General features: G+C 72.0%; 11 protein-coding genes and 1 pseudogene. 4 read left to right on the forward strand and 8 right to left on the reverse strand.

The genetic code is table 11. From position 1 onward, the window contains the following. Positions 1-181: 181 nt before the first annotated feature. Positions 182-688: a hypothetical protein gene (locus tag ACZ7P3_RS29015; protein ID WP_472086089.1), complete on the reverse strand. Its 507-nt coding sequence runs from the start codon at positions 686-688 to the stop codon at positions 182-184. Positions 689-787: 99 nt separating this feature from the next. Between ACZ7P3_RS29015 and ACZ7P3_RS29020 the strand changes: the two genes are divergently transcribed. From ACZ7P3_RS29020 to ACZ7P3_RS29030, 3 genes are all read left to right on the forward strand, one after another. Beyond that, positions 788-1507 (forward strand): response regulator transcription factor, encoded by a 720-nt coding sequence (locus ACZ7P3_RS29020; protein ID WP_472086091.1) that lies wholly within the window; start codon positions 788-790, stop codon positions 1505-1507. Then, positions 1504-2907, forward strand: a complete 1404-nt coding sequence (locus tag ACZ7P3_RS29025; protein ID WP_472086093.1) for a sensor histidine kinase — start codon at positions 1504-1506, stop codon at positions 2905-2907. Before ACZ7P3_RS29020 ends, ACZ7P3_RS29025 begins: the two co-directional genes overlap by 4 nt. A gap of 110 nt (positions 2908-3017) precedes the next feature. Beyond that, entirely contained in the window at positions 3018-4502 is a 1485-nt protein-coding gene (locus ACZ7P3_RS29030) for a glycoside hydrolase family 18 protein (RefSeq protein ID WP_472086095.1), read from the forward strand. 59 nt (positions 4503-4561) lie between these two features. Here ACZ7P3_RS29030 and ACZ7P3_RS29035 read toward each other — a convergent pair whose 3' ends face one another. The 4 genes from ACZ7P3_RS29035 to ACZ7P3_RS29050 all read right to left on the reverse strand — a co-directional run bounded on the left by ACZ7P3_RS29035 (position 4562) and on the right by ACZ7P3_RS29050 (position 9343). Further along, positions 4562-5998: a GH1 family beta-glucosidase gene (locus ACZ7P3_RS29035; protein WP_472086097.1), complete on the reverse strand. Its 1437-nt coding sequence runs from the start codon at positions 5996-5998 to the stop codon at positions 4562-4564. A 104-nt stretch (positions 5999-6102) separates the two neighbouring features. Next, positions 6103-6996: a carbohydrate ABC transporter permease gene (locus ACZ7P3_RS29040; protein WP_472086099.1), complete on the reverse strand. Its 894-nt coding sequence runs from the start codon at positions 6994-6996 to the stop codon at positions 6103-6105. Next, on the reverse strand, positions 6993-8018 hold the full coding sequence (locus ACZ7P3_RS29045) for a carbohydrate ABC transporter permease (protein WP_472086100.1): 1026 nt from the start codon (positions 8016-8018) through the stop codon (positions 6993-6995). The genes ACZ7P3_RS29040 and ACZ7P3_RS29045 overlap by 4 nt, the downstream gene beginning before the upstream one ends. Continuing rightward, complete coding sequence (locus ACZ7P3_RS29050) at positions 8015-9343, reverse strand: ABC transporter substrate-binding protein (protein ID WP_472086102.1); 1329 nt, start codon at positions 9341-9343, stop codon at positions 8015-8017. Before ACZ7P3_RS29050 ends, ACZ7P3_RS29045 begins: the two co-directional genes overlap by 4 nt. Before the next feature lie 305 nt (positions 9344-9648). Here ACZ7P3_RS29050 and ACZ7P3_RS29055 point away from each other — a divergent pair, with 305 nt between their 5' ends. Beyond that, entirely contained in the window at positions 9649-10704 is a 1056-nt protein-coding gene (locus ACZ7P3_RS29055) for a LacI family DNA-binding transcriptional regulator (protein WP_472086104.1), read from the forward strand. A 188-nt stretch (positions 10705-10892) separates the two neighbouring features. Here ACZ7P3_RS29055 and ACZ7P3_RS29060 read toward each other — a convergent pair. From ACZ7P3_RS29060 to ACZ7P3_RS29070, 3 genes and pseudogenes are all read right to left on the reverse strand, one after another. Further along, positions 10893-11924 (reverse strand): annotated as a pseudogene (locus ACZ7P3_RS29060) (LCP family protein); the annotation flags it as partial. A gap of 62 nt (positions 11925-11986) precedes the next feature. Then, on the reverse strand, positions 11987-12985 hold the full coding sequence (locus ACZ7P3_RS29065) for an SDR family NAD(P)-dependent oxidoreductase (protein WP_472086106.1): 999 nt from the start codon (positions 12983-12985) through the stop codon (positions 11987-11989). A 114-nt stretch (positions 12986-13099) separates the two neighbouring features. Continuing rightward, the gene (locus ACZ7P3_RS29070) at positions 13100-14266 is read right to left on the reverse strand and encodes a UDP-N-acetylglucosamine--N-acetylmuramyl-(pentapeptide) pyrophosphoryl-undecaprenol N-acetylglucosamine transferase (protein ID WP_472086108.1); all 1167 of its coding nucleotides are present in this window, start codon (positions 14264-14266) and stop codon (positions 13100-13102) included. Between the last annotated feature and the right edge of the window lie 22 nt (positions 14267-14288).

Genomic DNA, 14288 nt, shown 5'->3' on the forward strand with positions numbered 1-14288 from the left:
CCCGGTGTTCTGCCGAGACGCCCCGGCTCGGTCCTCCACCGAGCCGCCCGGGTCCCGGTGTTCCGTTGAGCCTCCCCGGCCCCGGTGTTCCGCTGAGCCTCCCCGGCCCCGGTCTTCCACCGAGCTGCCCCGGTCCCGGTGTTCCGCTGAGCCTCCCCGGCCCGGTGTGGCCGGTGGCTGCTCAGTAGGTGCCGACCTCCACGTGCGGCGGCCCGTCGTGCCAGGTGCAGAACACCGACACCCGGTCCGTACCCCGGCTGAACTCCACCCGGATCCACGCCTCCGTCTTCCACACCTGCATCGACCAGCCGGTCCCCGGGGTCGCCGAGACGAGGGTGGCGCTCGCCGGTCCCAGGTCGAAGACCGCCCGGCCGCCGCCGGTGTCGTAGGCCTTGACCCTGCCGGACGTGGTGGCGGTGGGGGAGGGGCCGGTGCCGGCGGCCGGCGTCCGGGAGGGAGTGGGGGCCGGCGGCCGGGCCGACGGGCTCTTCGACGGGGCCGGCCGGGCGGTCGGCGGATCCGGCGGTTTCGAGTGCCGCGTGGTCGTGTCCGCCGCCGTGATCGGCAGGGCGCGCGGCGGGTCGTACGCCGTCCCGGCCATCACCGTGTGCACACCCCACCACGACAGCGTGACCGCCGCTCCCGTCGCGAGCAGCCACGCCAGTACGTGTACGAGTCCTCTGCGCATCGCGGGCCATACTGCCTCAGCGCCACCGCCGCGCGCACTTGTCCCGGGTTATCCACAGGCGCCGGGTCCGGGTCCGCCGCATGGCGTACGGTGCGGCGCATGGCAAGTGTGCTCGTGGTCGAGGACGACCAGTTCGTACGCTCGGCGCTGATCCGGCATCTGACCGACGCCTCACACACCGTGCGCAGCGTCGGTACGGCACTGGAGGCGCTGCGCGAGGTCGCCCATTTCCGCTTCGACGTGGTCATCCTGGACCTCGGACTGCCCGACCTGGACGGCTCCGAGGCGCTGAAGATGCTGCGCGGCATCACCGACGTACCCGTCATCATCGCCACCGCCCGGGACGACGAGACGGAGGTCGTCCGGCTGCTGAACGCCGGGGCGGACGACTATCTGACCAAGCCGTTCTCGGTCGAGCATCTGTCGGCGCGGATCGCGGCCGTGCTGCGCCGCTCCCGCTCCGGCGGTGGGGAGGCCCCGCCGTCCCCCGTCATCCGGGTCGGCGGGCTGAGCGTCGATCCGCTGCGCCGCCAGGCCGAGTTGGACGGTGTCCGGCTCGACCTCACCCGCCGCGAGTTCGACCTGCTGGCCTTCCTCGCCGGCCGCCCCGGCGTCGTCGTCCCGCGCAAGGAGCTCCTCGCCGAGGTCTGGCAGCAGTCCTACGGCGACGACCAGACCATCGACGTCCATCTGTCCTGGCTGCGCCGGAAGCTGGGGGAGACGGCCGCCCGGCCGCGGTATCTGCACACCCTCCGGGGCGTCGGTGTGAAGCTGGAGCCGCCCGTGCCGGCCGACGGGGGAGGGGAGCCGCCGCGATGAGATGGGCCCTGGTCAAGGTCTGCCTGGCGGTCACCACGATGGTCGTGGTCGCCTTCGCCGTCCCGCTCGGTCTCGTCGTCGAGGAGATGGCCCGTGACCGTGCCTTCTCCAACGCCGAGCGGGAGGCGGCCGCGGTCGCTCCCGCGCTGTCCATCACCACCGACCGGGACAAGCTGGAGCGGGTGGTCGCCTCCGCGGGCGCGGACTCCGGGATGGCCGTGCACCTGCCCGCCGACGGCGCGCGCCCGGCGCTCGACCTCGGCCGGCGGCGCGCCGCCGGCCGGGACATCGAGGCCGTACGGAAACTGGGCCGCGCCTCCACCACCTCGGTCGCCGGCGGCTCCACCCTGCTGCAGCCGGTCGCGCTCAGCTCCGGTGCGATCGCGGTCGTGGAGGTGTACGTCCCCGAGTCCGAGACGAGCAACGGCGTCGGCACGGCCTGGGCGGTGCTCGCCGCGGTCGGCCTCGCGCTGATCGTCGGCTCGGTCGCGGTCGCCGACCGGCTCGGGGTGCGCATGGTGCGGCCGGCGCAGCGGCTGGTCGAGGGTGCGCACGAGCTGGGCGAGGGCAAGCTGGGAGCCCGGGTGCCGGAGGACGGGCCGACCGAACTGCGGCTGGCCGCCGTCGCGTTCAACTCCATGGCCGACCAGGTCGTCCAGCTCCTCGCGAACGAGAGGGAGCTGGCGGCCGACCTCTCGCACCGGCTGCGCACCCCGCTGACCGTGCTCCGGCTGAACGCCGCCTCCCTCGGCGCCGGGCCCGCCGCCGAGCAGACCCGGACCGCCGTCGCCCAGCTGGAGCGCGAGGTCGACACCATCATCCGCACCGCGCGCGAGGCCAAGCCGCAGACCGCGGCGGCCGGGCCCGGCGCCGGGTGCGACGCGGCCTCGGTGGTCCGCGAGCGCATGGAGTTCTGGTCCGCGCTCGCCGAGGACGAGGGCCGCAAGTGGCGGGTGGCCGGGGTGGAGCGGCCGGTGCGCATCCCCGTGGCCCGCGCCGACCTGGCCGCCGCCCTCGACGCGCTGCTCGGCAATGTCTTCCGGCACACCGCCGAGGGCACCGCCTTCGCGGTCGACGTGCACAACGGGGAGGACGCGGTGATCGTGCTGGTCTCGGACGCGGGCCCCGGCATACCCGACCCCGACGCGGCGATGGCCCGCGGCCGCGGCTCCGGCAACGCCGGCTCGACCGGCCTGGGCCTCGACATCGTGCGCCGGCTCGCCGAGTCCACCGGCGGAGACGTCCGCATCGGCGCGTCCGTACTGGGCGGGACCGAGGTGCGCATCTGGTTCCAGCTGGACGGACGCAAGCCGGCGGGCAGGGGGCACCGGGGGGCCGTGCGCAGGAGACGGCCGGGCAAATTGGTCTCGACCATTAACCGTCCCCGATCCCTTCCTTAAGCGCACCCTAAGGTCTTCAACGGCCGTCCAGATCAAGCCGTTTGTCCGATTCCGGATCGCTAGCGTGCTGCCGCACCTCACCCCCGTGATGAACGAAGGCAGGCACGCGCATGAGCACCCACCGGCGCAGGATCAACGGCAGGAACAAGGCGATCGGCGGTCTGGTGGCCGCGGCCGCGGTCGGCGGCGGCGCGGTCCTGCTCACCGGCACCGCGCACGCGGCCGGTGTCGGCGCCGCGTACACCAGGACCAGCGACTGGTCGACGGGCTACACCGCGCAGTACGTCGTCACCAACAACAGCGGCCGGACGGAGAAGGCCTGGACGCTGGAGTTCGACCTCCCCGCGGGCGCGAAGCTCAGCTCGCTGTGGAACGGCGAGTCGAGCGTGAGCGGCCGGCACGTCACCGTGAAGCCCCCGAAGTGGGACACGGAGGGCCTCGCACCGGACAAGTCGACCACCGTCGGCTTCGTGGTCGAGGGCAGCGGCGCCCCGACGGGCTGCCGGATCGACGGCGCGCAGTGTTCCGCGGACGACGGTGCCACCCCCGAGCCGAGCGGCCGCCCGACGCAGAGCCAGTCACCGGCCCCCACCGCCACCCCGACGGCCACCCCGACCAAGAGCGCGACCCCGACGCAGAGCGCCACCCCCACTCACAGCGCGACCCCCACCCCCACCGGGAGCACCGGCAGCGGCACCACCGCCTCGGCCGGCTTCGCCCCGTACGTCGACACCTCCCTCTACCCGGCCTTCGACCTGCTCGGCGCGGCCGACGCGACCGGCGTCAAGAACTTCAACCTGGCCTTCATCACGGACGGCGGGGGCTGCACGCCCAAGTGGGGCGGTGTCACGGACCTCACCGGTGACGGCGTGGCCGCCCAGATCGGCTCCCTGCGTGCCAAGGGCGGTGACGTCCGGGTCTCCTTCGGCGGCGCCTCCGGTTCGGAGCTGGCCACCACCTGCTCCTCCGCGGACGCGCTGGCGGCGGCCTACGGCAAGGCCGTCGACGCCTTCAAGCTGACCAAGGTCGACTTCGACGTCGAGGGCGGCGCGCTGCCCGACGTGGCCGCCAACACCCGTCGGGCGCAGGCGATAGCCAAGCTCCAGGCCCAGCACCCGGACCTGGACGTCTCCTTCACCCTGCCGGTGATGCCCGAGGGCCTGACCCAGGACGGCGTGAACCTCCTCGCCAACGCCAAGTCCAACGGCGTGAAGACCGACACCGTCAACATCATGGCGATGGACTACGGCGCCTCCTACAGCGGCGACATGGGCACCTACGCCGAGCAGGCGGCCACCGCCACCCAGGCCCAGGTCAAGGGCGTGCTGGGCCTGTCCGACTCCGCCGCCTGGAAGACGGTCGCCATCACCCCGATGATCGGCGTCAACGACGTCTCCTCCGAGGTCTTCAAGGTCGACGACGCCACCCAGCTGGCGGACTTCGCCAAGGCCAAGGGCCTCGGCGGGCTCTCCATGTGGTCAGCGACCCGCGACAAGCAGTGCGCCGGCGGCACCAAGCCCACCGCCGACGCCACGTGCAGCTCGATCACTCAGGACAAGTTCGCGTTCTCCAAGGCCTTCGGCGCCTTCAACTGACCCGACGCCTCAGGGGCGCAACGGGCGCGGCACTCTCCGGGGTGCCGCGCCCGAGCCCGTCACACCGGGCGCTCCACCGGCGGCAGCGTTCCCGTCCGTGCCGCCTCGCCGTACCAGTGGGCGCTCGACTTCGGTGTCCGCTCCAGCGTCGCGTAGTCGACGTACACCGCACCGAACCGCTTGTCGTAGCCGTACGCCCACTCGAAGTTGTCCAGCAGGGACCACAGGTAGTAGCCGCGGACGTCCGCGCCGTCGGCGAGGGCGCGGTGCACCGCCGAGAGGTGGCCGTGCAGGTAGGCGATGCGCTCCGGGTCGTGCACGCGACCGTCGGGGTCGGGCTTGTCGTCGTAGGCCGCGCCGTTCTCGGTCACGTACAGCGGCAGGCCCGGTGCCTCCCGCGCGTACCGCATGATCAGCTCGTGCAGGCCCGTCGGGTCGATCGGCCAGCCCATCTCGGTGCGTTCGCCCGCGCTCTGGTGGAACAGCACGCTGTCGGCGCCCGGCCAGGGGGAGTGCTCGCTCGCCCCGTGGCCGTCCCGGCGCGGTCCCTTGACCCCGTCGCCGGCGGCCGAGACGAGCGTCGGGGTGTAGTAGTTCAGGCCCAGCGCGTCCAGCGGCGTGTTGATGGCGCGGACGTCACCGTCGAGGACGTACGACCAGTCGGTGACCGAGGCCGTCGCCGAGAAGAGCGAGCCGGGGTACGCCCCGTGCAGCATCGGGCCGTGGAAGATCCCGCTGGACAGGTCGTCGATCCGGCGGGCCGCCGCCAGGTCGGCCGGATCCTGCGAAAGGGGCCGCACCACCGACGAGTTGAGACTGACGGCGATCTGGTTGCGGGCCGGCATCACCGAGCGCAGGGCCGCCGCGCCCAGGCCGTGCGCCAGGTTGAGGTGGTGGGCGGCCCTCAGGGATGCGGCCGGGTCGGTGCGGCCGGGGGCGTGGACGCCGGAGCCGTAGCCCAGGAAGGCACTGCACCAGGGCTCGTTGAGGGTGATCCACTGCTCCACCCGGTCGCCCAGCGCCTCGCCGACCAGCTGTGCGTACTCGGCGAACCGCAGGGCGGTGTCCCGCTCCGGCCAGCCGCCCGCGTCCTCCAGCTCCTGCGGGAGGTCCCAGTGGTAGAGGGTGAGGGCCGGCCGGATGCCGTGCGCGAGCAGCTCGTCCACCAGACGGCGGTAGAAGTCCAGGCCCACCTGCACGGCCGGGCCCCGGCCCGTGGGCTGCACCCGCGGCCAGGAGACGGAGAAGCGGTAGGAGGTCAGGCCCAGCTCCGCCATCAGCGCCACGTCGTCGCGGTAGCGGTGGTAGTGGTCGACGGCGGTGTCACCGGTCTCGCCGCCGGCGGTCCTGCCCGGTGTATGGCTGAAGGTGTCCCAGATCGAGGGGGTGCGGCCGCCTTCGCGCACCGCGCCCTCGATCTGGTACGCGGAGGTGGCCGCGCCCCAGAGGAAGGAGGAAGGGAAGGCCAGGGGGGAAGGCGAAACGGAGTCGGGCATGGAAGCGCTCCCATTGTCGTCGTGGAAGACCGGCGAGGCGGGGGGAAGGGGAGGGGAGGTGGGGGGCCGGGCCGGTGGCGGCCCGGCCCCCGGGAAAGGACAGGTCAGCCCTTGATCGCGCCCTGCATGATCCCGCCCACGATCTGCTTGCCGAACAGCAGGAAGGCGATCAGCAGCGGCAGCGTGCCCAGCAGCGCGCCGGCCATGATCACCGCCTGGTCCGGGACATAGCCGGTGCCGAGCGAGTTCAGGGCCACCTGCACGGTCGGGTTCTGCTGGTTCAGGGCGATGATCGGCCACAGGAAGTCGTTCCAGGCGAACACGAAGGTCAGCAGGCCGAGCACGGCCATCGCCGGCCGGGCGGCGGGGAAGACCACGTGCCACACGACCCGGATGCTGCTCGCCCCGTCCACCCGGGCCGCCTCGATCAGCTCCGACGGCAGCGCCTGCACCAGGTACTGCCGCATGAAGAACGTGCCGAACGCGGTCACCAGGCTCGGCAGGATCACCGTCTGCAGCTGGTTCGACCAGCCGAGGTCGGACATCCACAGGTACAGCGGGACGACGGCCAGCTGCGGCGGGATCATCATCGTGCCGATGGTCAGCAGCAACAGCAGACCGGAGAAGCGGAACCGCAGCTTGGCGAAGGCGAAGCCGGCCAGCGTGGAGAACAGCACCGTGCTCACCGTGATCGTGCCCGCCACGAGCACCGAGTTGAACATCGCGGTGCCGAGCCCCGCCTGGTCCCACGCGGTCTGCAGGTTCTTGAACAGGTTGCCGCCGAACCACAGCGGCGGCGGGGTCTGGGCGAGCCGCCGGTCGGTGCGCGAGGCCGCGATCGCCGTCCACACCAGCGGGGCCAGCGAGACCAGCGCGAAGACGGTCAGCACGACATACGTCACCGGGCCGGCGTGCAGCTGCTTGCCCGCGCCCATCCCCCGGCGCCGCCCGCGCTTCGCCCGCGCGGCCTGGGGAAGAGTCAGCTCATTGGTCGTCATCGGGACTTCCTCAGCCGTCGGGTGAGCAGCAGGTTGACCGCGGCGACGACCAGCAGGATCAGGAACATCGACCAGGCGATCGCGGACGCCTTGCCGAGGTTGCCGATGATCCAGCCCTGGTCGTACATGTACAGACCCAGCGTCTGGTACTGGTGCTCGGAGCCGCCCTTGGACCCGCTGACCCCGCCGAACAGCAGTGGCTCACCGAAGAGCTGGGTGGCGCCGATGGTGGAGACGACGATCGTGAACAGGATCGTCGGCCGCAGCTGCGGGATCGTCACATGCCAGAACTGCTGCCATCGGTTGGCCCCGTCGATCGCCGCCGACTCGTACAGATCGGTCGGGATCGCCTGCATCGCGGCCAGGTAGATCAGCGCGTTGTAGCCGGTCCAGCGCCAGATCACGATCGACGAGACCGCGAACTGCGAACCCCAGTCCGACTCCCGCCAGTTGACCGGACCCGCCCCGAAGAAGTGGAGGATCCAGTTGACCATGCCGCCGTCCCACGAGTACAGCAGCGTGAACACCAGGGTCGCGGCCGCCACCGAGGTGGCGTACGGGGTCAGCATCACCACGCGCCACACGGTCGAGCCGCGGAGCCGGTAGTTCAGCAGATGGGCGAGGCCGAGCGCGGCCAGCAGCTGCGGAACCGTGGAGATCAGACCGATGGTGAAGGTGTTCTCCAGGGCGTTCCAGAAGAAGTCCGAGGTGAGCAGGTTCTGGTAGTTGTCCAGGCCCGCCCAGGTCTGGTGGTCGAGGGCCGACAGCTGCACGTTGTGCAGCGAGTACCAGGCCGTGTAGAGCAGCGGGACCAGCGTGAAGGCCCCGAACAGGACGAAGAAGGGGGCCACGAACGCGTACGGCGACGCCTTCATGTCCCAGCGGTACAACCGGCTGCGCCAGGAATCGGCGCCCGTCGGCGCACCGCGACCGTGAGCGCCCCGGGCCGCGCCCGGCGGGCTGCCGGGCGCGGCGTCGGCGCTCTTCGCGGAGTGCGCGAGAGCTTCGTTGGAGCTGCTCACTGGCCGAGCACGTCCTTGATCTCCTTGGAGGCGGCGTCCCAGCCCTGCGCGGGCGACTTGCCCTTCTGCTCGACCTGGAGGATGCCGACGTCGCTGATCGCGTTGTCGATCGGCTTGTCCTTGGGGCCGAGGGGCTGCGAGGGGATGGTCTTCGCCGAGTCCGAGAAGATCTGGGTGATCGGGGCGTCGGAGAAGTATGCCGTGGTGTCGGTCTGCGGCTTCAGGCTCGGGTACACCGACGGGGTGGACGGGAAGCTGGCCTGCTTGCCGAAGACCTTCGCCTGCTGCTCGGGCGCGGTCAGCCACTTCGCCAGCGCGACGGCCTCCTTCTGGTGCTTGGTCGCGGTCGGCACGCCGAGGAACGAGCCGCCCCAGTTCGACGCGGCCGGCGCGGCCGCCACGTCCCACTTGCCCTTGCCGGAGTCACCGGACTTCTGCTCGATGTAGCCGATCATCCAGGCCGGGCAGGCGACGCTGGCGAAGGTGCCGTTGGCGAAGCCCTGGTCCCACGTCGGGTCGAACTGCTTCAGCTTGGCCGACATGTTGCTGGTCGCCGCGGTCATGGCGACGTCCCAGGCCTTCTTCACGCCCTCGGACTTGTCCCAGACGGGGTTGCCGTCCTTGTCGTAGTACCGCTCGCCGGCGCCGCCCACCGCCGCGTTGTAGACCGAGGAGGCCGAGTCCACGAACTTGGTGCCCTTGGGCGCCTTCTGCATGTACTGCTTGCCGACGTCGACGTACTTGGACCAGTCGCCCTTCCACATCTCGGCGAGCTTGGTCCGGTCGGTCGGCAGCCCGGCCTTCTGGAACAGGTCCTTCCGGTAGCAGATGGCCATCGGCCCGATGTCGGTCCCGAGCCCGATGAGCTTGCCGTCCTTGGTGGTGGCCTGGGCGTTCTTCCAGTCCAGCCACTGGGACTTGTCGACGTCCTTGCCGAGGTCCACGAACTTGTCGGCCTGGGTCTGCACGGCTTCGGTGATGTTGCCGATCTCGATGGCCTCGATGTCGTCGGTGCCGGAGCCGGCCTGGAGGCGGGTGAGCACCTTAGGCCAGTAGACGTCGGTACGAGTGGTGACGTTCTCCTTGATGTTGATGTCCGGATGGAGCTTCATGTAGTCGTCGTAGAGGCCGGCCTGCTTGTAGCCGAAGACGCCGAAGGTACCGATGGTCAGCGTGATCTTGCCCTTGCCACTGCCGTTGCCGCCGTCCGCGTTCGACGAGCCGTCGTCCGAGTCGTTGGCGCAGCCGGCCAGCAGCCCGGTGGTCAGCGCGGCGACGGCCATGAAGGCCCCCAGCCTGCGGGACCGGCGGATGCTCGTGCGCATTGCGTCCTCCTGATGCCTGACGTGCCGACCCCCCGGCCAACTGCATGGGTTGGGCCTGTTCTTGCTCGCTGCGGCTCGGGCGGGGAACGTGCGGGACGTGTATGAGTCAGGTACTGTGGGAGCGCTCCCAGCTGTGATGTGTTGAAGAGTCGTCGGTTCGCGGCGGGGTGTCAAGGGAGTGGACAACGGCAACGGCGTTCAGTTATCGGCCCGTTAACTGCCTTCACCCGGTGACGCGGGCCCCCACGGTCGGCCCTGTTACATTCCAGCCCGGCACCAGGACACGGTCGAGAAAGGCGGAGCCCATGGCAAGCCACGGAGCGCGGAGCCGGAGCGGGGGGCGGCCCACGCTCGAGGAGGTTGCCGCCCGGGCCGGGGTCGGCCGGGGCACGGTCTCACGGGTGATCAACGGCTCGCCCCGGGTCAGCGACGCGACCCGCGCGGCGGTCGAGGCGGCGGTCGCCGAACTCGGCTACGTCCCCAACACCGCGGCCCGCGCCCTCGCGGCCAACCGCACCGACGCCATCGCCCTCGTCGTCCCCGAACCCGAGACCCGCTTCTTCGCGGAGCCGTACTTCTCGGACATGCTGCGCGGTGTCGGCAGCGAACTGACCGACACCGAGATGCAGTTGCTGCTGATCTTCGCGGGCAGCGACCGGGAGCGGGAGCGCCTCGCGCAGTATCTCGCGGCCCACCGCGTGGACGGCGTCCTGCTGGTATCGGTCCACGCGGACGACCCGCTCCCCGATCTGCTCGCCCAGCTGGAGATCCCGGCGGTGATCAGCGGTCCGCGCTCGGGGGCGGAGACGCTCACCTCGGTGGACTCGGACAACTACGGCGGCGGCCGCTCGGCCGTCGAGCACCTGCTGGCCCGGGGCCGCCGCAAGGTCGTCCACATCACCGGCCGCCTCGACGTCTACGGCGCCCAGCGCCGCGTCGCCGGCTACCGTGACGCCCTGCTGGACGCGGGCCACCAGGCGGACGAACTCCTCATCGAGCCCGGTGACTTCACCGAGGAGGGCGGCCGGCGGGCGATGACCGCACTGCTGGAGCGGCACCCCGATCTGGACGCGGTCTTCGCCGGCTCCGACGTCACGGCGGCCGGCGCCCGGCAGGTGCTGCGCGAGGCGGGACGCCGGATCCCCGACGACGTGGCCCTGGTCGGGTACGACGACTCGGCCATCGCCCGCCACATGGACCCACCGCTGACCAGCATCCGCCAGCCCATCGTGGAGATGGGCCGCGCGATGATCGACCTGCTGCTCACGGAGATCGCCGACCGCCGCCCGGCCGTGTCCCGTGGGCTGGAGCGGCGGCATGCGGTACTGGCCACGGAACTGGTGGTACGGGCGTCGTCGTAGGGGAAGAGGGGGTCCCGCCCCTCCCCGGAGCCGTAGGAGTCCCGCCCTCCGGAGCCGTAGCAGTCCTGGCTTCCGGAGCCGTAGGGGTCCTAGCCTCCGGACCCGTAGGTCAGGTGAGAGCACGGGGCGTCGTCCGCCGAGCGGGTGTCGGCCGTCGGCGAGTGCCGCGTGGTGTGCTCGGTGTGCGGAGGGCGGTCGGCCCGCAGGGACGCCCACAGCCGTGCGGCGTCGGGTTCGACGACGGCGACACGGGCGCCGTCGTACCGCCAGGGGATCGTCACGAAGGTGGTGTCGTGGAGGTCGACGTCCTTGAGCGACATGGCGAAGGAGACGAGTCTGCCCGCGGAGCCCAGGCCGGGGTCGACGGTGAGGGACCGCGTGGCCGCGTCCGCGACGGGCAGGAGCCTCGTCGGGGTGAGGCCGTCCGCCCTGATCTTCTTGATCAGGGCGGCGACGAAGGCCTGCTGGCGTCTGATCCGCCCGATGTCCGAGCCGTCCCCGATGCCGTGCCGGATGCGTACGTAGTCCAGGGCACGCTGCCCGGAGACGGTCTGCTGTCCCTTCCGGAACAGCAGGGTGCCGCGGGTGGTGCGGCCCGGGTCGAGGTCCTTCTCGTAGATGTCCTCGGGCATGCACACCCGCACGCCGCCCACCGCCCGTGTCAGTGCCGCGAAGCCCTTGAAGTCGACCACGACCGTGTGGTCGACCCGGAGGCCGGTGAGGTGCTCGACGGTGTTCTGGGTGCAGGCGGGGTTGCCGCGGGGGCTCTCGCCCACGGAGTAGGCCGTGTTGAACGTGGTGTGCGGCAGGGACCTGGTCCAGGTGCCGTCGGGGCGTCTGCAGGGCGGGATGGTCACCAGGGTGTCGCGCGGGATCGACACGGCGGTCGCGTGCCGGCGGTCGGCGAAGACGTGCAGCAGGAGGGCGGTGTCGGAGCGGCCCACGTCGTTCCGGTCGCCGCCGCCGAGCGCGCTGTTGCCGCCGGTGCGTGCGTCGGAGCCGATCACCAGGACGTTCTCGCCCCGCGACGCCCCGGCCGGCGGGCGGTTCCCGGCGATGCCGGAGGCGTCGAAGGTGTCGATGTTGTGGCTGAGCCGCAGGACCGTCCAGCCCACCGCGGCCGTGCAGAGCAGGACGAGCCCGGTCAGGACCAGGGCGGCCCGGCGCAGACGGCCCGGGCGTCTGCGCCTGCGCCGGGACCGTTTCGTATGACGGCTCATGGCCGCTCCTTCCTCGGCTTCTCGCCTGTCCGTGAGGGACCCAAGGGGGTGCGAGGAGGCGGTCAGACCGCGTAGCGGCCGGGCGCGAACAGGTGGAGGTTGCCGCGGATCCAGTCGGAGGTGCGGCGCAGGCCCTCGTCGAGGGTGACCTCCGGCTTCCAGGAAGCCCGGGTACGCGCACGGGAGTTGTCCGACAGCAGGCGGTGCACCTCGCTGCCGGCCGGGCGCAGGCGCGCCTCGTCCACGACGATCCGCGCGTCCTGCCCCGAGACGTCGATGAGCCTGCGGGCCAGGTCGCCGATGGAGATCTCCTCGCCGGTGCCGAGGTTGACGACATCGCCGAGCGCACGGTCGCACTGCGCCACCGCGAGGAAGCCCCGGGCGGTGTCGGTGACATAGGTGAAGTCGCGGGTGGGGGTGAGCGAACCGAGGCGTATCTCGCGGGCGCCGGAGTGCAGCTGGGCGAGGATCGTGGGGATCACGGCGCGCGCGGACTGGCGGGGGCCGTAGGTGTTGAAGGGGCGGACGACCGTCACCGGCAGGTCGAAGGCGTGGTGGTGGGAGAGGACCATCATGTCCGCGCCGATCTTCGAGGCCGAGTACGGGGACTGCGGCTGCAGCGGGTGGTCCTCGCCGATCGGGACGGTCAGGGCGGTGCCGTAGACCTCGCTGGTGGAGGTGTGCACGAGGCGGCGCACCCGGTGGCGCCGGCAGGCCTCGGCGATGTTCTCGGTTCCGGTGACGTTGACGGCGACGTAGGCGCCCGGGGAGTCGTAGCTGTACGGGATGCCGATGAGGGCGGCGAGGTGGAAGACGGTGTCGCAGCCGGCCACGGCGTCCATCACCCGGCCCGGATCGCGCACGTCACCCGCGATCAGCTCCACCCGCGGGTGGTCCTGGAGGTGGGCGAGGTTGCCCTTCTCCGCGTACGGCTTGTAGTGGACCAGGGCGCGGACCGTGGCGCCCTGTTCGAGGAGGAGGTCGACCAGGGTGGAGCCGATGAACCCCTCGGCTCCGGTGACGAGGACGGTACGGCCGTGGAAGAAGTCGGTCGTGGGCATGGTGGGCCTTTCTCGTTCGGGGTGCGGGATCTCCCGCGGCGGGGATGGCTCGGAACGTGAGGGGGGATGGCTCGGAAGGCGAGGGAAGGTGGCTCGGAAGGCGAGGGGGACGGCTCAGAACGCGAGGGGGAGGGGGGCCGGCACAGGGTGGCCGGCGAGCCGGAGGACCTTGTGCGCCAGCCGGTCGGCGGCCTCCCGGTGGAGCGTGCCGGTACCGGCCGCCGAGGCCGCACGGGCCATGGCGCCCAGGCGGTGCGGATCGTCGAGCAGGGATCCGGCGAGGGCGTCGAGAGACCCGGCGGTGGTGTCCTCGTCCCGCAGCAGCACACCCGCCCCGATCCCGGTGAGGGTGCGGGCGTTGTGGGTCTGGTGGTCGCCCGGAGCGTGCGGGTAGGGGACGAGGACGGCGGGCAGGCCGATGGTGGCCAGCTCGGCGACGGTCGCCGAGCCCGCGCGGCACACCACCAGGTCGGCTGCGGCATAGGTCCGGTCGATGCGGTCCAGATAGGCCACCGCCTCGGCGACCCGCTCGGCACCGGTCGCGTGCAGCCGGGCGCGGGCCGCGTCCAGGGCCGCCGGCCCGGTCTTGATCAGGAGCCGTACGTCGGTGCGCTCCCGCCAGCGTTCGGCGAGCCCGAGGGCCGCCTCGGTGAGCCGGGCCGCGCCCAGGCTGCCGCCGTTGACGAGGAGCAGCCGGGTGTGCGCGGCGATGCCCAGCTCCCGGCGGGCGCCCTCGCGCTGGGCCTCCCGGTCGAGGGCGGCCAGGGGGCCGGAGAGCGGCATGCCGACGAGGTCGGGCCGGCTGGAGGCGGGCAGCCGGGCGGCCCCGGCCTCGAAGGCGAGAGCGATGTGCGGGGTGAGCCGGGCGGCGAAGGCGTTGGCCCGGCCGGGGACCGCGTTGGACTCGTGGATGAGGCTGGGCAGCGAGGCGAAGCGGGCGCCGAGGATGACGGGGGCGCTCGGGTAGCCGCCCATACCGACGGCGACCTGTGCGCGCTGCTCCCGCAGGATGGCGCGGCACTGGCCGGCGGACTTCAGCAGCGCGGCGGGCAGGGTGAAGCGTTTCGCGCCGAGGGAGCGGTCGAAGGGGATCATGTCGACCGTGTGGAGCCGGTACCCGGCGCCGGGTATCAGTCTCGTTTCCAGGCCGCGCTCGGTCCCGACGAAGGAGATCACCGCGTCGGGCACCCGGCGGCGCAGCGCGTCGGCGAGCGCGAGCCCGGGATAGATGTGGCCGCCGGTGCCCCCGGCACCGATCACGACGGAGAGCGGAGTTTCCATGCCCGGCACGGTCCCGGTCCGT

The organism is Streptomyces sp. NPDC107581, from assembly GCF_055657175.1.